The 19,749-nt window shown below is 63.7% G+C and carries 16 protein-coding genes; all 16 read right to left on the bottom strand.

Going from position 1 to position 19,749, the window contains the following annotated elements:
- Window positions 1–21: 21 nt before the first annotated feature.
- The 16 genes from I6L33_RS06135 to mshE all read right to left on the bottom strand — a co-directional run bounded on the left by I6L33_RS06135 (window position 22) and on the right by mshE (window position 19,737).
- Window positions 22–3,924: a YhdP family protein gene (locus tag I6L33_RS06135; RefSeq protein WP_216973711.1), complete on the bottom strand. Its 3,903-nt coding sequence runs from the start codon at window positions 3,922–3,924 to the stop codon at window positions 22–24.
- Window positions 3,925–5,394: a ribonuclease G gene (gene rng, locus I6L33_RS06130; protein WP_005308119.1), complete on the bottom strand. Its 1,470-nt coding sequence runs from the start codon at window positions 5,392–5,394 to the stop codon at window positions 3,925–3,927.
- A gap of 193 nt (window positions 5,395–5,587) precedes the next feature.
- A complete protein-coding gene (locus I6L33_RS06125) occupies window positions 5,588–6,175 on the bottom strand; it encodes a nucleoside triphosphate pyrophosphatase (protein ID WP_010635366.1) in 588 nt (195 codons plus the stop codon).
- Between the two features lie 51 nt (window positions 6,176–6,226).
- Window positions 6,227–6,712, bottom strand: coding sequence for a rod shape-determining protein MreD (mreD, locus tag I6L33_RS06120; RefSeq protein ID WP_005308115.1), 486 nt, complete (start codon window positions 6,710–6,712; stop codon window positions 6,227–6,229).
- On the bottom strand, window positions 6,712–7,605 hold the full coding sequence (mreC, locus tag I6L33_RS06115) for a rod shape-determining protein MreC (RefSeq protein ID WP_005308113.1): 894 nt from the start codon (window positions 7,603–7,605) through the stop codon (window positions 6,712–6,714). Before mreC ends, mreD begins: the two co-directional genes overlap by 1 nt.
- A 42-nt stretch (window positions 7,606–7,647) precedes the next feature.
- Window positions 7,648–8,688: a rod shape-determining protein gene (locus I6L33_RS06110; protein ID WP_005308111.1), complete on the bottom strand. Its 1,041-nt coding sequence runs from the start codon at window positions 8,686–8,688 to the stop codon at window positions 7,648–7,650.
- Window positions 8,689–8,892: 204 nt separating this feature from the next.
- Window positions 8,893–12,534: a DUF6701 domain-containing protein gene (locus I6L33_RS06105; protein ID WP_302054593.1), complete on the bottom strand. Its 3,642-nt coding sequence runs from the start codon at window positions 12,532–12,534 to the stop codon at window positions 8,893–8,895.
- Window positions 12,534–13,004, bottom strand: coding sequence for a hypothetical protein (locus I6L33_RS06100; protein WP_010635369.1), 471 nt, complete (start codon window positions 13,002–13,004; stop codon window positions 12,534–12,536). Before I6L33_RS06100 ends, I6L33_RS06105 begins: the two co-directional genes overlap by 1 nt.
- Entirely contained in the window at window positions 12,994–13,824 is an 831-nt protein-coding gene (locus I6L33_RS06095) for a PilW family protein (RefSeq protein WP_216973710.1), read from the bottom strand. Before I6L33_RS06095 ends, I6L33_RS06100 begins: the two co-directional genes overlap by 11 nt.
- Window positions 13,824–14,384 (bottom strand): prepilin-type N-terminal cleavage/methylation domain-containing protein, encoded by a 561-nt coding sequence (locus I6L33_RS06090; protein WP_216973709.1) that lies wholly within the window; start codon window positions 14,382–14,384, stop codon window positions 13,824–13,826. The genes I6L33_RS06095 and I6L33_RS06090 overlap by 1 nt, the downstream gene beginning before the upstream one ends.
- A complete protein-coding gene (locus tag I6L33_RS06085) occupies window positions 14,371–14,862 on the bottom strand; it encodes a type II secretion system protein (protein WP_216973708.1) in 492 nt (163 codons plus the stop codon). Before I6L33_RS06085 ends, I6L33_RS06090 begins: the two co-directional genes overlap by 14 nt.
- A gap of 66 nt (window positions 14,863–14,928) precedes the next feature.
- A complete protein-coding gene (locus I6L33_RS06080) occupies window positions 14,929–15,360 on the bottom strand; it encodes a prepilin-type N-terminal cleavage/methylation domain-containing protein (RefSeq protein ID WP_139398747.1) in 432 nt (143 codons plus the stop codon).
- A gap of 14 nt (window positions 15,361–15,374) precedes the next feature.
- The gene (gene mshB, locus I6L33_RS06075; protein ID WP_005308090.1) at window positions 15,375–16,046 is read right to left on the bottom strand and encodes an MSHA fimbrial major subunit MshB; all 672 of its coding nucleotides are present in this window, start codon (window positions 16,044–16,046) and stop codon (window positions 15,375–15,377) included.
- Window positions 16,047–16,123: 77 nt separating this feature from the next.
- Window positions 16,124–16,585 (bottom strand): hypothetical protein, encoded by a 462-nt coding sequence (locus I6L33_RS06070; protein ID WP_017778495.1) that lies wholly within the window; start codon window positions 16,583–16,585, stop codon window positions 16,124–16,126.
- A gap of 168 nt (window positions 16,586–16,753) precedes the next feature.
- On the bottom strand, window positions 16,754–17,974 hold the full coding sequence (gene mshG, locus I6L33_RS06065; protein ID WP_010635376.1) for an MSHA fimbrial biogenesis protein MshG: 1,221 nt from the start codon (window positions 17,972–17,974) through the stop codon (window positions 16,754–16,756).
- A gap of 53 nt (window positions 17,975–18,027) precedes the next feature.
- Window positions 18,028–19,737, bottom strand: a complete 1,710-nt coding sequence (mshE, locus tag I6L33_RS06060; protein ID WP_017764683.1) for an MSHA fimbrial ATPase MshE — start codon at window positions 19,735–19,737, stop codon at window positions 18,028–18,030.
- Between the last annotated feature and the right edge of the window lie 12 nt (window positions 19,738–19,749).

Below are 19,749 nucleotides of genomic sequence, written 5' to 3'. Positions count from 1 at the left end.
TGATGGTGCCGGGCCGCCTGCTCAGCGCTGGGCGGGGCCGGCGTGCTTGGGGCTGAGCAGGAAGGGGGTTACTTCCTGCGCTGGCAGGTTGGGGGCCACGGCGTCGACCGCCTCCTTCTGCTGCTGGTTGAGCTTGATGCGGGCCCGGTTGCGCCCCGCCTCGATCAGTTTGGGATCGTCGAGCGGGCCTGAGACCCGAAAATCGATGCGGGTGACCACGTCCACCACCGGCTCCAGCAGTTTGGAGAGGGCCAGCACGTAGAGCCCGGTGATGGGGGTCAGCGAGAAGGCCGCCACCACCGGCAGGGTGCCGCCCAGGTTGGGCGAGAAGCTCAGCTCGTAGTCGAGCCGCCAGCGAACCAGATCGGCGATGCCCTCGCCGCGCAGGTTGCCGGCCGCCCCCTTCATGTAGAAGTCGTCGTTCTCCACCACCCCCTGCTTGATCCTGGCGGAGGCCGACATGGACTCGAAGTAGAAGCCCTTGTCGAACACGTCGCGAAAATCGAGGCGCAGCTTGCGCAACAATGAGTCGAGGCTGAGCAGGGAGAGCAGTCGTGCCCCCTTGTCGTTGACCTCGCGCAGGGTGCCCCCTTCCAGCTGGTAGTCGACCTTGCCGGCTAGGGTCGGCACGTTGGGCCGGTAGGGCACGTCGCGCCAGCTCAAGTCCAGCGCCATCTTGCCGGGTGCATCGCCGATGGGCGAGGTGTAGCCGAGCCGCTTGAGCAGCAGCTCGCTGTTGTTGCTGCTGATGTGGGCGCGGGCGCGGGTCTGCATGCCGTCCGCTCCGGCCAGCCACTCGGCGCTGCCGTTCAGCTGGCTGCCCGCCAGCCGCATCTCCAGCCCCTTGAGGCTCAGCTTGTTGGCCCCCGGGATCAGCTCCCCTTTCACCTCCCCCAGCGGCAATTCACCGAAGCGGCAATCCACACAGCTGAAGGTGAGCCAGGGGATGGCATCCATGATGGCCTTGTCCTGTCTCGCATCGGGATCCGGGCTCAGATCCGAACTCTTGCCGGACCAGTAGATACGGGCGAACTTGGCATCGATGGGCTGACGCTCGGACACCGGCAGGCGCACCACCCCCATCACGTCCGGGCTGTCGATCATCACCTCGGTGGCCTGATTGACCGGCCCCACGGTGAAGTGCACCGCCTTGAGGTTGGCGCTGCCGATGTCGGCACGGGCCAGCTGGCCGTCCACCCACCACTCCTGCGGCAGGAAGGCGGGCCCTACCACCGCATTGCCACTCGGTGCCGTACTGGCCGGCAGCCACTGCTTGAGACGGGCCAGCCAGCCGGCCACGTCGGCCTGCTGCTGGTTGATGGCAAGCAGCATGGGTCGGTCGCGCAGCACCCGGGCGCCGGGCTGCCCCACGTCCACCCGCACCCGGCTGAGGTAGGGCACGCCGTCGCCGTACACCAGCCGGCTCTGCATGTCGACGTCGGCTCCCAGCACGGCGCGGATGTCGGCACTGCCGTCGCGGCCGCGGGCGGTCACCTTGAGCGGCAGCCGGCTGTCGGCCGCCTTGGCGAGCGGTGCAGGCAGATCCAGCCCCATTCCCTGCAGGTTGGAGTCGAGCGCCAGCTGGAAGCTGAACGGCTGATCGTTTGGCAGGGTCAGCCCCAGGCTGCCGGCCCAGTTGCTGCGCCCCTTGAGGATGGCCAGCGCCGGGATGTCCTGGCGCTGGCGACGGCTGTCCCACTGCCCCTTGAACTTGAGATCGACCTGATAGCGATTGGGCTGCTGGCGGCCCTGGTAGTCGAGGGTGAGCGGCTGGTTCCACAGGCTCGCCTTGAGGTTGCTGAAGCGGGTCTGCTCGTTGTCATACTCGAGCCGCCCCTGCACCTGCTCCAGCGGCAGATCCAGGCTGGTGATCCGCACCTTGTTGTTGCTGAACAGGGCGTCGCCGCTGGCCTTGACCTCGCTCTCGCCATCCAGCGGAATATCCAGCTTGACCGAGCCCTTCATGGGGCCGCGGATCTCCACTTCCCGCAGCGCCTGACCGACCGAGCCGCCGAGCGGCGAGTCCTGCAGATAGTCGCTGATGGCCTTGCCCTCGCCCTCAACCTTGGCATCCACGTAGAGGTGGGCCCCCGGGTAGAGCTCCGGGATCCAGGCGTGCACCGAGTCGGAGCTGGCCTTGCCGAGCCGGGTAGCGCGGCTGTTCATGTCGAGGCTGGCGTTCTGGAACAGCAGATCGATCTGCAGGTCGGTGAGCGGTTGCCAACCGGGGAAGAATTCGTAGGAGGCCTGCTTGAGCGGCACCGCCACCTGGAAGATGCCCTCGCCCTTGCTGTAGGGGAAGTCGCGGAACTCGCCATACAAGAGCAGGTCAGCCCCCTTGGCCTTGCCCCCCTTGATGGCCCCGCTCAGGTAGTCCACCAGGCTCTTGTCCATCACCTGCAGCGGATAGTAACGGTCGGCGTTGGCCGCATTCTTGACGTCGATGCGGCCGGTCAGGGCGAGGAAGGGGTGCTCGAACAGCTCGAGCCGAAAGCGGCTGGCGAGGCTCAAGTCCGGGTTGTCCAGCACCAGATCCTGGCCATAGAGCACCCAGCCCTGCGGCACCTGCCACCAGTCGAGCCGCGCCGAGAAGCGATCGACGGGGATCGGCTCCTTGAAGTGGCGGGCCGGGTCTATGGCATCGTTTGCCAGTTGCAGCCTGGCGCTGCCGCCGGTCGGAGTGAGCCAGAACTCGCCGTTGAGATCGCGCACGCCGGGCACGTCGCGCCAGGCGTTGACCCGGATGTGGGAGAGCTGGCCGCTGACGGAGAGCCCCTGCCAGCCGGCATCCGCCTGCAGGATCAGATCCTCTATCTTGCCGGTCGGACGGGTGCGTTTGAGGGTCTCGGTCAGTTCGGGATAGATCCCCGACACCAGCTGACTCAGGTTGGCGATCTGGTCCAGATCGATGGCCGGCACATAGCCCTGGATGCGATCGCCGACTCGCTCGAGCTGCAGCCGGCTGTGCAGCCAGGGCTTGCCGTCGAGCTTGAAGGTGACGTCGTGGCTGGCAAACTGCCACTCCTTGCCGTCCCGGCGCAGCTGGATCTTGCCCCCCTGCAGCCCGAGCCGGTGCAGGTCACCCTGTTTTTTTTCATCCTGCCAGATCAGGTAGTTGTCGCCAAACGCCAGCAGCGAATCCCCCAGCTGACCGGCCTTGAACTCGCTCCAGAGCTGGAAGTCGAGCTGGCCGCTCACCTTGGGCTCCCCGGCATGGGTGCGCGCCAGCATGGGGCTGATGTCGAGCTGACGGGCCCCCAGATAGAGCTGGCCCTTGAGCTGGTCGAGCCGCACCTGGGGGGCATCCACGTCGACGATGAGGTCGAGGGTACTCTCGCCCACCCCGTTGATGAGGTAGGCCTTGCCGACCCCCTGGTGGCGCTTGCCGCGGTTCTGCCAGCGCAGCTGGGCGATGTCGAGGGCCCGCACCTCCCCCAGCGCCGTGGTGAGGCTGAGGCGGGTGTCGTGAATATCGAAGGTGGAGAGCTGGGTCAGCAGAAAGCGCAGCAGGGCCTGCTGCTGGTCGCTGCCGTCGCCGGTTTCCGGCTCCGCAGGCTGACTCAAATCCAGCGCTATGTCGCCATCGCTCAGGATCAGCTGGCCGAATACCGGCTTGAGTTCGTTGAGGGAGCGCCAGAAGTCTAGGTGGGCCCACACCTTGCCAAGGCGCAGGGCGAAGCGACCCGAGTTCGGCGCGATCACCAACTGCTGCAGCTCGAGGGCCGGGCCGCGCTGGGTCCAGTCCAGCCCGATGCGATCGACGCTGGCCTCCAGCTTGCTGTCGGCCAGCAGGGTATCGAGCAGCGCCTGCCTGTGCTGATTGAGCAGGGGGCCACCAACGCGCACCAGACTGACCAGGATGGCCAGCAGCACGAAGAAGACCCCGAGGGCCAACCAGCCCCGACTCAGCCAGCGATAGACCAATTACATCATCACCACGTCGAACTGCTCCTGCCCGCAGAGGGGCTCGCTCACCACCCTGACCTGCTTGCCGATGAACACTTCCAGCTCCGCCAGGCTGTGAGACTCCTCGCCCCGCAGATAGTCGGCCACCGCCGGGGCAGCATAGACGGTGAACTGATCCGCGTCGTAGGCCCGGTTGACCCGGATGATCTCCCGCAGGATCTCGAAGCAGACCGACTCCACCGTCTTGACCCGACCGCGCCCCTTGCATTCGGGACACTCGGAGCAGAGCACGTGCTCCAGGCTCTCGCGGGTGCGCTTGCGGGTCATCTCCACCAGGCCGAGCTGGGAGAAGCCGTTGACGTTGGTCTTGGCTCTGTCCTTCGACAGCGCCTGCTCCAGGCTGTGCAGCACCCGGCGGCGATGATCCTCGGACTGCATGTCGATGAAGTCGATGATGATGATGCCGCCGAGGTTGCGCAGGCGCAGGTGGCGGGCGATGGCCGCCGTCGCCTCGACGTTGGTGTTGAAGATGGTCTCTTCCAGATTGCGATGGCCGACGAAGGCCCCGGTGTTGATGTCCACCGTGGTCATGGCCTCGGTCTGGTCGATGATGAGGTAGCCGCCGGATTTGAGCTCCACCTTGCGCTCCAGTGCGCGCTGGATCTCGTTCTCCACGTCGTAGAGATCGAAGATGGGGGATTCGCCGGAGTAGTACTCCAGCTTGCCGGCCAGCTCAGGCACGTACTCCTCGGTGAAGCGCTTGAGCTGATCGAAGCTCTGGCGCGAGTCCACCCGGATCTTGTCGAGCTCGGCACCGACGAAGTCGCGCACCACCCGAAAGGCCAGGCTGGGATCCTCGTAGAGGATCTTGCAGGGGGGGTACTTCTGCTTGCGCTCCAGGATCTTGCGCCACAGGCGTTTGAGGAAGGCGGCATCCTGCTCCAGCTCCTGCTCGCCCACCCCTTCGGCGGCGGTGCGGATGATGTAGCCACCCAGCTCGTCCACATAGCCGGCCACGGTGCGCTTGAGGCGCTCGCGCTCCGCCTCGGATTCGATGCGCTGGGAAACGCCGACGTGGGCGCTGCCCGGCATGAACACCAGATAGCGGGACGGCAAGGTGATGTCGGTGGTGAGGCGGGCCCCCTTGGTGCCTAGCGGATCTTTCACCACCTGCACCATGATGTCCTGCCCCTGGCGCACCAGCTCGGCGATGTTGCCGGCCTGGAACTGCTCCTTCTCCTTCACCGCCACGCACTCGGTGTGAGGGACGATGTCGGAGGCGTGCAGGAAGGCGGCCTTGTCCATGCCGATGTCAACGAAGGCCGCCTGCATGCCGGGCAACACCCGGCTGATCTTGCCCTTGTAGATGTTGCCCACGATGCCACGCTTGGCCTGACGCTCCACGTGCACTTCCTGCAGCAGACCGTTCTCGACCAGGGCGACCCGGGTTTCGGAGGGGGTGACGTTTACCAGCAGTTCTACCGACATAAGTTACCTTGCCTTTCTAGTTTTAAATTCTGGCAGCCAAACCGGCGCGCAACCGGTGAGTAACGCAGTAAGAAACAGCCGGCGGTTGTCACCGACCTATGCCTTGCCTGTGATGGCTTCAAATTCTGGCCGCCCTGTTCGAATGCCATGCCGGCCAGCGAGGCGGGCGGCGCTGACCACGGCGGCGACGGGATTAGCGAACCTGTTCCAGATGATGCTTGATCAGCAGATCCGTTTCCAGCAGGGGCAGGCCGACCACGGCGCTGTAGCTCCCCTCGATGCGGCTGACGAACTTGCCGGCGATGCCCTGGATCGCATAGGCGCCGGCCTTGTCGCACGGCTCGCCGGTACGCCAGTAAGCCTCGATCTCGGCCTCGTCCAGCTTGCGAAAGGCCACGTTGGTGGTGACCAGCCGCACATCGCAGCGCTCCGGAGTGGCCAACGCCACCGCCGTCATCACCTGATGCACCTTGCCGGAGAGCGCCTCCAGCATGTCCTTGGCATCGAGCAGATCGGAGGGCTTCTCCAGCACCCGGTCACCCAGCACCACTATGGTGTCGGCCCCCAGTACCGGCAGCGCCGTGGGCGCGGCGGCCACGCCGGCCATCGCCTTGTCGCGGGCCAGCCGGCACACGTAATCCTGGGGCTTTTCACCCTCTTCCCGCTGTTCCGGCACATCCAGCTTGAGGACTTCGAAACGGTAACCCAGCTGGGTCAGCAGTTCGTGGCGGCGGGGTGAGCCCGAGGCGAGATAGAGTTGCAGTTCGTTGTGCTTGTTCATAATCGCTTGATGAGATGAGGTACGGTTACAATTAGTTGTTTTTACTCACATTCACTTGATATTGAAGCGCCGGCGCACCTTGCGCAAGACCAGGAAGACCCAGGGCCATATTAGCATGGTGCTCAGGGTCGACCAGAAGTAGGCGAAATTGAGGCTGGCCCGGCTGAACAGGTGCTCGGCCCAGAAGATGGTCACCTTGCCCACCAGCGAGAGGCAGCCGATGATCAGCGCCTGTTGCCAGAGGGAGAAGTTGCGGATCTTCTGGAACTGGAACGCCGCCAGGTAGGTGGTGATGGCCATCGCCATGGCCCGCACGCCGAGGGTACTGCCAAGCAGCACGTCCAACAGCAGGCCCGCCACCCAGGCGGTACCGACGTTGGTCCGGTGCGGCAACGCCAGTGCCCAGTAGATGAGCACCATGGCGAGCCAGTCAGGCCGGAAGGGTTCGAGTTGGAAAGGAAGCGGCAGGATCGACAGGCTCAAGGCCAGCAGGATCGAGATCCAGATCCAGATCCTGCCGCTGGCGGGTTGTAACATCAGCGCGTCGCTCCCGCAGCAGAAGGCGCCGGCGCGGTAGCCGGGGCCTCTTCATCGTCATGCACTTCCGGTTTCTTGTCGGTCCACAGCAGCAGCAGATAGCGCAGGCGGTCCAGCGCCACCAGCGGTTTGGCCTCGACCTGGGCGAAGGGCTTGCCCTCCACGTAGTCGGAGCGGGTCACGGTCGCCACCGGATACCCCTCCGGAAAGCGGCCGCCGAGGCCCGAGGTGACCAGCAGATCGCCGACTTGCACGTCGGTGTTGCGCGGCAGGTTGCGCAGCTCCAGCTTGTCGAGCTCGCCGCTGCCGGAGGCAATGGCACGCAAGTCGTTGCGCAGCACCCGCACCGGGATGCCGTGGCTGGAGTCGGTGATGAGCAGGACGCGGCTGGTGGTGGAGCCCACGTGCAGCACCTGACCGATCACCCCCTGATCGTTGATCACCGGCTGGCCGTTGTAGACACCGTCCAGCGCCCCCTTGTTGATCAGCACCTGATGGCTGAAGGGGTCGGAATCCACCGACAGCAGCTCGGCCACCATCTTGCGGGACTCCTTGTGCACCGGCGAACCGAGCAGCTCGCGCAGGCGCTGGTTCTCGTGCTCCAGATGATCCATCTTGAGCAGGCGCGAGCGCAGGGTGAACAGCTGTTGTTCCTGCTGCTTGGTCTGCTCGATGAGGCCGGCCCGGGTCTGCACCTGGGTCGACATGGTGTCAAGCAGGGTGCCTGGCGCATTGGCCATGTATTGCAGCGGGCTGACGAGTGAGCTGAGGTAGACGCGGACGTGGCTGAACACACCGAAGCGAGAGTCCGCTACGATGGCAGCAATAGAGATGATGACGGCGAGAAACAACCGTAACTGAAGCGAAGGGCCTCTACCAAAAATGGGTTTCATGGGTCGTCAAAAAAGAGCCGGCACGCTGGCCGGCTTTGGGTCTTATTCGTAGTGGAACAGATCGCCACCGTGCATATCGATCAGCTCCAACGCCTTGCCGCCGCCACGGGCCACGCAAGTCAGCGGATCTTCGGCCACCACCACAGGGATGCCGGTCTCTTCCATCAGCAGACGGTCGATATCTTTGAGCAGGGCACCACCACCGGTCAGCACCATGCCGCGCTCGGAGATGTCGGAGGCCAGCTCGGGCGGAGACTGCTCCAGCGCCACCATCACGGCGGAGACGATGCCGGACAACGGCTCTTGCAGCGCTTCCAGGATCTCGTTGGAATTCAGGGTGAAGCTGCGCGGCACACCTTCGGCCAGGTTGCGACCACGCACTTCGATCTCGCGCACCTCTTCGCCAGGATAGGCGGAGCCGATCTCGTGCTTGATGCGCTCGGCGGTGGCTTCCCCGATCAGGCTACCGTAGTTGCGGCGCACGTAGCTGATGATGGCTTCGTCGAACTTGTCGCCGCCGATGCGGACGGACTGGGAGTAAACCACACCGTTCAGGGAGATGATGGCCACTTCGGTGGTACCACCACCGATGTCCACCACCATGGAGCCGGTCGCTTCGGAGACCGGCAGGCCGGCACCGATGGCGGCAGCCATGGGTTCATCGATCAGGTAAACCTCGCGGGCGCCGGCGCCCAGAGCGGATTCCTTGATGGCGCGACGTTCCACCTGGGTGGAGCCGCACGGTACGCACACCAGCACACGCGGGCTGGGGCGGAAATAGTTATTGTCGTGAACCTGCTTGATGAAGTGCTGCAGCATCTTCTCGGTCACGTAGAAGTCGGCGATCACGCCGTCTTTCATCGGGCGAATGGCGGAGATGTTACCCGGGGTACGACCCAGCATCTGCTTGGCGGCATGACCGACAGCAGCGACCGATTTGGCGTTCCCGCGCTCTTGGCGAATGGCGACAACTGAGGGTTCGTTAAGGACGATCCCTTGATCTTTTACATAGATCAGGGTGTTGGCAGTTCCCAAGTCGATCGACAGATCGTTGGAAAAGACGCCTCTGAGCTTTTTGAACATGGCTACGGGAAATCCTAAGAATTTGGAGGTGCAGAAAACCGGCTAACTTTACCAATGCCCACCCCAATCGGCAAGCGCTCAAACTGTCGCCAGCCCATCGGGCGCGACAAAAATGCGAGTCATCACTCACCCGCACAAGCTGGCAAACGCTAATAAACAAGGGGATAGGGGGTCGGCGGCCAGCCAGCGCCCCCGCAGCCCCGCTCAATGCATCACTTCGCGCCGATAAATAATTCTGTCATTACCGCGACTTGAGCCGAAAATGGCCTCTCCCTGCAGGGTCTGGGGATCCGACAGCCAGAGTGGTTGTGTCGGCTGTTTCGCTAGCTCCACCCGGTAGGGAATGCGCACCGCTATCTCGGGTTTGCCAAACTGCAGCAGGATTTCGCCATCTTTGGCCACCGCCGCCATGCCGCCCGGTGGCGAGCTGCCCAGCCCCAGCTTTATCTTGCGATTGCCCCCTATGTTGAGCTCGCTGCTGGCAGTATCGAGGCTCTGGCCTGCGCCCGAGAAACTGAAGCCCTGATTGGCAAGCGACAGCAAGGTGCATTGATCCAGCCTGTTTTGCTGCCAGCCACCGGCCTCGTAATACTGCATCTGCTGCGCCACGGCCAAGGCGGCCGATGCCACCCCGGTCTCGGTCTTCGCCAGCAGCCGGCCGAAATAGACCTGCATCGGCACTATGTCGATCAGGCGGGCGTTGCAACTGCCACCACTGCAGTCACCCACCACCCCATCGTTGAAATTGGGCATGGCGATCAGGCTTCTGTCGCCATCGTTATCTCGCATGTAGAGGCCAAACAGCAACGACTTGTAGGGGCCATCCGGCTGGACGTCAGACACGCGAACAAACTCGCTGCTGCCGGTAAAGGTGGCTCGTCCATCGAGCCATGGCAGCGGCTGCAGGCTGCGCAGGCGGCTCGACAGGGTCTTGCCATCCTTGTCGTTGGCCACGGTGATAAACGCACTGCCCTTGGCGAAATCCCCCGTGTAATTTGCCGTCTGGGCACCGGCCAGGTTGCGGGCGCGCACATCCAGCGCAACCCCGAAGGGCTGCCCCATATATGTGAAGGGATCGCAGGCTGGTACTATGTCGCCGCTCACCAGCTCGAAGTCGGCCGGGATGAAGCGGCCCACCGGCTGGCTCTGGCTCGGCGGGACTGTGGTATTGAAGTAGCCATTGGTCGGTGGGGTCGCCGTCAGCCTGAACACCCCCACCTCGCTGACGCTCTGTTCCATGCTGGTCGTCCCGTTGGCCGCGGCGCCATGGTCATAACTGGTTTTACCCAGACTGGCGGTACTGCCCGGCGTCGGCGCCACCAGGGTATTGCTCAGGGCGATGCCGCTGAGCGAGAAATTGGGAGTCGCGAGATTGCCGGTGCAGATGTCGCCGTCGTTGGCTGACTCCCAGGCCACCGCCTTGATGTCGACCTGAAATGATTCCCCCGCCTTCTTGAAGATCGGACAGCTGGCATAGTTGCCCGTACATGCTGCCGCTGCGGTCGTGATGCAGAGCCCCACCGGCCGCGCCACAAACGCATCCGAGCCCAGCATCACCAGGCCAGCTTCACTGCCGGTGCCGTCGTAGCGAGCATCCAGCTGAACCTTGCCGGCATCCGGATAGGTGACCGTCATGCTCGACTGCCCCTGGGCATCGAAGCTGAGGGAGAGCGCAGTGGCATTGCCCTGGCTGGTGCCGATCACGCTGTTGTTGACGCTCATTCTGCTGTTGTAGATGTTGCTGGCGGGCGAGACATAGCTGCTCCAGAACTTGATGCTCTTGCTCTGGTTGGCAAACCCCGGCACACACTGCTTGGTCACGTCGCTCTTCTTGACCGCCTTGATGGCCACCGTCTGCGGCTGGTTCGAGTAGGTGTCGGGCACATCGAAGATGAAGCCGCTGTCGGCAAAGGTGAGGGTGCAGGCGGCGCTGCTCAGCGCCCCGCCACCCGAGCGGCAGAGGGTGGTGCTGAGCGGCTTGGTCGAGGGCGTCGAACCGCTGACCCCCACGGTGACCGCGCCTGCCGTCGTGTTTCTGAGCTGCAATGTTGTGCTGCCGCCGCTGAAGTTGACTACGTTGCCCCCGACCCAGCCGCCGCTGGTCGTCGTGGTGGGGAGCAGGGTCGCGCTGACCGGATCGGTGATCAGCACGCTGCAATCCGGGTTGGCACAGGCCCGGATGGTGAGGGTCTCCGGGTTGCAGGTCAGCGCATTGCCGCTGTGATCGAACTCGAAGTGATCGATCTGGGTGCCCACCGGGCTGGATCGCAGGGCGCAGATCCGCACGTTGTCTATCTCGTGGTAGTTGGTGACCGAGCCGGTTGAGCCGGTCAGCGACAGCAGGAAATTGGCCGGCACCGCCGCCTGACCGGCCTGGCTCGCCATGTTGAGGGGGCCGATCAGGGAGCTGTAGCCAGCCCCGGTATCCCGCTCCACCGTGGCCAGCGAGCTGCCAGCCACCCGGGAGTCGACCGTGATGCGATAGCGGTGGGGCCGGTTGCCGTTGGTGCCGCTGTCAACGGTCGGGCTCAGGTAGCTGCCGGTACCGGCGAGATAGTTGTAGCCTGAGGTGCCCGACCCAGAGCCGCGGATGGAGACCGCCTGCGGCCGCGACCCTAGGTTGGCACTTCCCCCCTCGTTGGCATAGTTGCCGTATTCATCGAGCCCGACCCCGAGCCAGCCGCCGGCAAAGCCGCTGATCCCGGTCTTGTAGCCATAGCCCAGCGGGCCGCCGAAGGCCCCCGGCTGCGGCGTCAGGGTCGAATCGGAGAGCACCACCGCCATGCCGTCGGCCCCGCTCGTGCCGAAGGTCTTGTAGGCGTATTGATCGAATTCGATCGTCACCAGGTTGCCGGCCCCCGGAAAGAGGCGCTGGAAGGTCGCCGAGGTGGCCTGATCGGTGACGTTCTGGGTGAGCCGCAGACGGCCATTCTGTACCGATGGCAGGGTACTGTTGTTGCGCTGGGCCACCACCCAGCTGTCCGGGTTTATCTGGCCGCTGTCGAAACCGTCGGTAAAGCAGGTCAACGGCGGCGGTACCGAGTAGTCGTTGATGCTGGACTGGGCGTCCATGCTCAGGTAACCGGCCGTCACCCTGCCATAGACGGTGGCATTGTTGTTCATGGTCAAGCGGCCGTCGGTGTAGAGATAGCCATAAAATGTGGTGGCGTTATCGAGCACCATGTTGCCGTAATTGACCCAGACAAGGCTCCCCTGACCATTGCTGTTGACGCTGACCGTATTGAGCAGAGTGACGTCCTGATTGACAAAGATCCGGGTTGTGCCGCTACCGGAGAGGCGAATGGTCACGTTGTCGATATTCAACTTGTCGATGAAATAGTCACCATCCCCCAGTATCAGAGTCGCCTTGTTAAGCAGAGTCAGGGTCTTGATCTGATACGAGCTGCGACTGGGGAAGGTCATGGTGCAGCCGTCCACTTTCATGGTGCGATAGACAGCGTTGGAGGCAGTTTGAGCGCCTGATGAGCAAGTCAGGTCATTGCTGGCAGCTATGGTCGGGAACTTGTTGTTGCCTGTCAGCGCAAGGCCGCGGATATCGCTGCCGGTGACGGTGCAGACCTTGTAGCCACCCGCTCCGTTATCGCAACGGGGAGTATTGTTCTGATCCGGCTGGATGGAGCAGAAGTTGAGCGGCAACCCGCCGGTACCGTTGATCTTGGCGTTGTTGAGCTGGCTCAGCTGATAGCCGCTGATCTGGTGGCAAACATCGTTGTTGTCATCATGATGACCCTGCACCACGGCCGGAAAGAAGGTGCCGGTATCGATGGGATCGAAGGCCCAGACCTGGCTAGTGAAGAGGGCCAGCGCCCACAACCATTTCATCATCAGCCTCCGTCATACGCTTCGACCATCAGGGTGCGGCTCACCCTGAAGTCTGGACTGGCACTGGTCAGGTCATTGCGCAAACCGCAGGTGCCGACACTCTCGAGCCGATAGCCGGTGCTCGTCACGTTGTTGTAGCTGGTCGCCAGGGTGCGGCACTGCACCACCGCCTGACAGTCGACCAGCCCGGGGTTGCCGGCGAAACTGATCGTCCTGCTGGGCTCGCACTGTGCCGGTGGCTGGGGCTGGGCCGCCGTCCGGTTGGGGAACAGTCGATAGAGCGCCAGCTCCAGCCCGCTCTGGGCCGCCAGCAGGGCGCGCACGCTGCGCACCTCCACCGTGTTCTTCTCGCTGCTGTCGAGCAGAAAACGCCCCATGACCGCCGCCAGCATGGCCATCACCACGATCACGAACAGGGCGATCAGCAGGGCACTGCCCCCCATCTTCTTGCTCTGGCGCCGCTCAGGGAACATTGAACACCCCCAGCTTGTGGTTGAAGGTGACCGCTTCCCCCTTGCGCTCGAACACCAGCCGCACGCCGAACTCCCCTTCGCTGTTGAAGGCCGTGGCCTCCCGATAGAAAGAGCCGGCCCGCAGGGAGTCGGCCATCAGGATCCCCAGCGGCATGGCCGCGCTTGTACCATTCAGCGCCATGCTGGCACGGTACATGGACCCCGCCTGCACACAATAGCGTACCTGTTCGCGGGCAAAGTAGACCCGGCTACCAGGGGAGAGGCCGGCCAGACTCTCGGCCGCGGCGTAGCGCAGGGTCTGTGCCCCCGAGACCGGCGCCAGCACTTCGGTGACCCTGGCGACGCAGCGCCCGTACTCGCAACCATTGCTGAGCGAAGGCTGGTTGGCATCGGGCAGCGGGAAGACGGCCAGCAGATCCCCCACCGCGACTGCACTGGCATCCGGGCTTAAGGGATCGACGGCCGAGGCGGGGGTGGCCATCACCAATTCAAGGGTGGTTGTGCTGCCGGACACACTCCGGTTGAGGGCGATGTAACGGCTGGAGGTGCTGATGGGCCAGAAGCGCAGGCAGGGACCGCTGTCGCTCCAGCTGCCGTCCAGGGTCTCGATGCGCTCGGAACCCGGCAGCGCATTGCGTACTTCGCGGTTGAGCCGCTCCATGGCGAAGCGGGCATCACTCATCAGCTGCTCGCGGCTGCTGGCATCCCCGTAGATCTGGCTGCCGATGCCGATGAACTGGCTGGCGAAGGTGGCCATGATCCCCAGCAGCAGGATCACCATCACCAGCTCGATCAGGGTAAAACCGCCCGCCGTCCGCATCAGTAGTTGCCCCGATAGAAAGAGAAGTCGAGCACGCTCTCATCCGGCAGTTTGATCTGCAGATCGATGCGCTTGCCCACCGAACAGGGGGACGCACAACTCTTGAAGGTGCCATCGCTGGAGTCGACCGGGCTCACCGCAATCCTGACCTGATAGTTGCGATACTCGTCGCTGGCGATGATGCCGCCGCTCTGGGTGTAGAAGCTGGCATCCTGCCAGCTGCCGGCGGTATCGAAATCGTCCACGTCGTTGAACGCATAGGGGGTGGGTTCACCGTCCGGACCGTAGCGGGTCGAGCAGGCCGCAATGGTGATACCGGCCACCACTTCACCACAGCGATAACGACCGCCATTGTGATCCGACTGCTCGTCGAACGACTTTTGCTGAATCTCGCCGGCCAGCCGCTGGGCCAGCTGAGCCGCCCGCACCTGCTGCACCGGATCCACCGCGCTGGGGGCCTGGTTGACGAGCAGACCCAGGATGCCGGTCAAGGCCACCGCCAGCAGCACTATGCCGACGATGAGCTCAATCAGGGTAAAACCGCGATCAGGGGCTCTCATGAATGAAGCCCTCCGACTCTATCTTGATGCCGCCCGTCTCCTGGCCATCGCTGACCCGCAGGGTGCAGCCCGTGGCACAACCCCCGAGCGGCCTGCCCATCTGATCGAAGCGCAGCACGAAACTGCTGGCGTTATTGAGGGAGACCGCCATACCGGCGGAAGGAGTGACAAGACGGCCACGGGTGCGTTGATTGTCGCTCCAGCCGGCCATGAGGCCGGGGGCCGGACAGCCAGCCCCGGTCGCCGCCAGCGTGATATGGGCAAAACGGGAAGCCTCCACCACCAGCTGGGTACAGCGGTCGGCGGGTTCATGCATGTTGATGGTCTGCACCAACCGCAGCCGGGTCAGCAGCTCATCACGCAGGGTTTGGGTTTCAACGCCGCCTTTGCCCAGCCATTTGGGCACGGCAAAGGCGGCCAGAATCCCGAGCAACAGGATCACGATAACCAGTTCAATCAGGGTAAAGCCTCGTTGCATTCTCACTCCCTGTTCATAAACAAGGAGGCGAGGCATAAGCCTCGCCTCCTTGACACTAATGCTGAATCAGCATCCACCCAGAGTAGTGGTAGCACCAGCAGTGCTGCTTGCAGGAGCATAGGTCACTGTGCATTTGGAACCGCTGGTAGCAAATACGAAGTTTGCACCAGACGCAGCACCAGCCCAGGAACCGTCGATGGTGACGGCACGCTGGATGCCATTGGTAGTCGCAGCCGGATAACCATAAACCACATCAATGCTGGTACCGTCGCTGCTGCTTACAGCGCCGCTGACATCACGCTCAACACCTACCAGGGCCGCTTTGCTGTAGACCAGCTGGGCAGCGCTGCTGACAGCGGCCTGCACGCCCTGAGCGGCGGACTTCTTGGCATCATCCTGCAGATTCAGGAACTTGGGTGCTGCGGTCACTGCCAGGATACCCAGAATGATGATCACGATGACCAGTTCGATCAGGGTAAAACCCGCCTGTTTTTTCATCTTGTTTTCCTCTGTCAATTAATGTTGGTGGTCACCTGACCGGAAGCCGGACGGTAACTGAAACTCATGAATGCATCAGTACTGCCTTGCGGATCCTGATACTTGCCATCACTACCCTTACTCAAACTATTGACCAGATAGTAGCGGCAGACCGAGTCCAGGCCGTTATTGGTCACACTGACATAGTATTTCAGGTCATTGCCACTACCACGCACCTCGCTGAAGCTGGTGGTAGCCTTGGGCGGGTTCTGCAGCAGACCCTCCCAAATCTTGAGACAGCGCGGGGCCGTCAGGTTGGCCGGATCCACGTCGATGCCACCGCCCGCCGAAGTATCCATGGGATAGCCGGGCGACAGCTCGCCATTGCTGACCTGGGTATCGGTCGGCGTGGTCAGGTAGAAGCGGGAGCCGTCATAGAGCACGGTATTGAGGCTGTCCTGCTTGGCACGCCCTTCGGCCTCCCACTGGGCCCGCACCAGCGATACGCCAGTAGCAAACCCGCCGGAGACCCCCTCCACGCTGGCCTTCTTGGCCTCGTCGGTCACATCGAGAAAACGGGGCAAGGCCGTCACCGCCAGGATCCCCAGGATGACGATGACGATCACCAGTTCGATCAACGAGAAACCCGCTGCCCGATGGGGGCTCGCCACACCGGCATATTTTGGAACCAGTCGCGTTGTTGTCATGAACCCTCCGTAATAACCCACATTATTTCATGTAGATACAAAAAAATCATTTAGCTGGCTCGCAAAAAAAGCCTCATTCAGGGCTTTTCCAGCACTCTGCCGTCAGAAAAGTGATAAATCAGCCAATTAGGTTCCAAGCCGAACTCACATCCGGTGCCATCCAGGCTCGCCAGGGCCTGCACCGGCGGCTGGGTCGAGGCCGTTGCGCCGATGAGCCGATCCCACAGCCAGCGGCAATGCTCGGAGGGAGTCAGCGGGTCACCGCTACCCAGCGGCCAGCCCCGCGCATCAAACTGCCAGGCCACCCCGTCGACGTGCAACAGGGCCGGTCGTCGCTGCTCGAGCCAGAGTCCGTGCAGGCGCTGGGCTCGCTCGGCAAATTGCTCCCCCAGCAGGGTCAGGCTGACTGCCAGCGCCTCCTCCCGATGGACAAGATAGCTCCGGGCCAGGGTCGCCACTATGATCAGCAACAGGATCACCGCGGCCAGTCGCCGATAGCCTCCCAGCCAGTGCTCATCCTGTTGTGACTGTCGACTCACCCGTCTCGCTCCACGCTCTGCCGCTTATCCACACCGCCCGCATCATATCCCGCCTCGTTGACCGGTTATTTGCCACGCACCGCCTGCATCATGCCCCGCCTCAGTGACGGTAAAGATACCGGCTTACCTGCCACGCACGGCATGCCCCATTGACCGTAGAGATACCGGTTACTTGCCGCGTACGGCCCGCATCATGTCCCACATGGGCGTAAAGATACCCAGCGCCAGGATCAACACCATGACCGCCACGATCCCGATCAGGATCGGCTCGATCCGGGCGGTGAGGCTCTTGAGGTCATAATCCACCTCCCGTTCGTAATACTCGGCCGCCTCGTGCAGCAGATCATCGACCTGACCGGTCTCTTCCCCCACCGCGATCATCTGCATCACCAGCGGGGTGAACAGGCCGCTGGCCCCGGCGGTGCGCAGCAGGCTCTCGCCCCGCTCGATGCCGGCCCGCATGTCGCGGATCCGCCCCGCCATGTGCGCGTTGTCCACCGCGTCGGCCACCAGGCTCAGTGCCGTGTTGAGCGGCACCCCGGCCTTGAGCATCATGGAGAAGCTGCGGGCGAAGCGGGCCAGCAGGGAGCGCTCTATGATGGTGCCGACGATCGGCAACTTGAGCTGCCATCTGTGCCAGGTCAGCTTGCCCTTGACCGTGCTGACCCAGTGCCGCCAGCCAAACACCATGGCCAGCAGTACGCCGAGCATCACCCACCAGTAGTGCACGAAGAAGTGGGAGGTGGCGAGCAGGATCCGGGTCGCCAGCGGCAGCTCGACGCCAAATTTGGCGAACATGCCGGCGAAGACCGGGATCACCATGATGTTGAGGATCACCATGGCGATGCCGATGGCAATCAGCACGAAGCTGGGGTAGCGCATGGCGGTCTTGATCCGCTTGCGGGTTTCCAGCTCCAGCTCGAAATAGTTGGCAAGCTGCAAGAACGCCTCTTCCAGCTGACCCGTGTTCTCCCCCACGTGGATGATGGCCACGAACAGGCTGCTGAACACCCTGGGGTGAGCCTGCATCGAACTCGACAGCGGCCGGCCGTTGCCCAGATCCTCCCCCAGCGCGTGCAGCGCCCGCTTGAGCGGCTTGCTGTGGGCGCTCTCCTCCAGCCCGGCGATGGCGCGCAGGATGGGGATGCCGGCCCGGGTCAGGGCATACATCTGGCGGCTGAACACCACCAGCTCGTCCAGCCGCACGCCCCGCTCCAGCAACAGGGACCAGTCGAGGGCGGCCGCCTTCGCCTTGCCGGGTTTCAACTCGGTCGGCATCACGCCGCGACGCATCAGCTGCTCGGCCGCGGCCATCTCGTTGGCCGCGTCCACCACGCCGCTGACGGCATTGCCCTGGCTGTCGCGCCCCTTGTAGGCAAAGCTGCTCATGGTGTGCCTCGCGCCAGCCGGCCCCGTTCACTGCCGATGAAGTTGGTCATCACTTACCCCAGATCCTCGGCCAGTCTCAGCACCTCGTCCACCGAGGTGATCCCCTGGCGGGCATAATCGAGCGCCGTCAGGGCCAGGGGGCGGTAGTGCTCGTGCTCCCGCGCCGCCCTGGCGAAGCCCTCGGCGTCGTTGCGGCGCAGGGCATCCATCATGGGCTGATCCAGCTCCAGCAGCTCGTACACCCCGATCCGGCCGGCGTAGCCGGTGAAGTTGCAGCTCTGGCAGCCGCGTCCCTTGTGGTAGACGTGCTGGCCCGGCGCTTCGCCGGAGAGCACGGTCAGCCAGGTGGCCTGGCCCTCGTCCGGCGCCTTCTCCTCGACGCAGTGCTCGCACACCCGCCGCACCAGTCGCTGGGCCACCACGGCCCGCAGCGCGCTCGCCACCAGATAGCCGGGGGCCCCCATGTCGATGAGGCGCAGGGCGCTGGTAACTGCGTCGTTGGTGTGCAGCGTGGTCAGCACCAGGTGGCCGGTGATGGCGCCGCGCAGGCCGATCTCCACCGTCTCGTTGTCCCGCATCTCGCCCACCAGCAGGATGTCGGGGTCCTGACGCAAAGTGGAGCGCAGCACGTGGGAGAAGGTAAGTCCGATCTTGGGATTGACCTGCACCTGATTGACCCTGGGCAGCCGGTATTCCACCGGATCTTCCACCGTGATGATCTTCTGGCTGGCCTGGTTGAGCTCGGAGAGGGCGCCATAGAGGGTGGTAGTCTTGCCACTGCCGGTGGGGCCCGTCACCAGGATCATGCCGTGGGGTCGCTTGAGCTGGCGCCTGAAGCGGGTCAGGATCTCCGGCGGCATACCGGTCTCGGTCAACGACAGGATGCCGGAGGATTGATCCAGCAGCCGCATCACCACGGATTCGCCGTACTGCACCGGCATGGTCGACATCCGCACATCCACGTCGCGACCGCGCACCTTCATGTTGAAGCGGCCATCCTGCGGCAACCGCTTCTCGGAGATGTCGAGGCCGGCCACCAGCTTGAGCCGCAGCACCAGCGCCTGGGCGATGCGCACCTCGCTCAATATGTTCTCGTGCAGGATGCCGTCGATACGCTGGCGAATGCGCAGCACCTTCTCGTCCGGCTCGATGTGAATGTCGGAGGCCCCCACCTGCACCGCATCCTCGAACAGGGAGCGCAGCAGCTTGGCCACCGTCGCCTCCCCCTCGTCACCGGCCCCCAGGTTGCTGGAGCCGAGCTCGAAGCCGGCGTCCTGATACTCCTCGTGCAGCTGCTCGGCGAAGCTCTCTATTTCGCGGGTGCGGCGATAGAGGCGGTCGAAATACTCCAGCAGCTGCCCTTCCCGGGCCACCGCCAGCACCATCTCGCGGGGACTGAGCAGGGCGGCGATGGCGTCGAGGGCGCTCAGGTCCGCCGGATCCGACATGGCCACCGTCACCCTGTTGTCGGTGAGGTTGACCGCCAGCGCCCGGTAGCGGCGCGCCTGCACTTCCGGCAGCAGCGGCACCGCCGACGCATCTATGGTGAGGTTGTTGAGATCGAAGAAGGGCACGTCCAGCTGGCGGGCGAGGAACTGCAGCAGCTGCACCTCGCTGATGAAGCCGAGATCGATCAGGGTGGTGCCCAGCTTGCGGCCGGTCTGACGCTGCTGCTGCAGGGCGAGCTGCAGCTGATCATCCGAGATGATCTGCTCTTGTACCAGCAGGTCGCCGAGGCGCATTTTCAGTCTGGGTTGTGCCATGCAAACTCCAAA

The sequence above is a fragment of the Aeromonas sp. FDAARGOS 1403 genome (genome assembly GCF_019047325.1).
Lineage (GTDB): Bacteria > Pseudomonadota > Gammaproteobacteria > Enterobacterales > Aeromonadaceae > Aeromonas > Aeromonas dhakensis.
The sequence above is the reverse complement of the archived record's forward strand: the minus strand, read 5'-3'. Positions and strand labels throughout refer to the sequence as shown.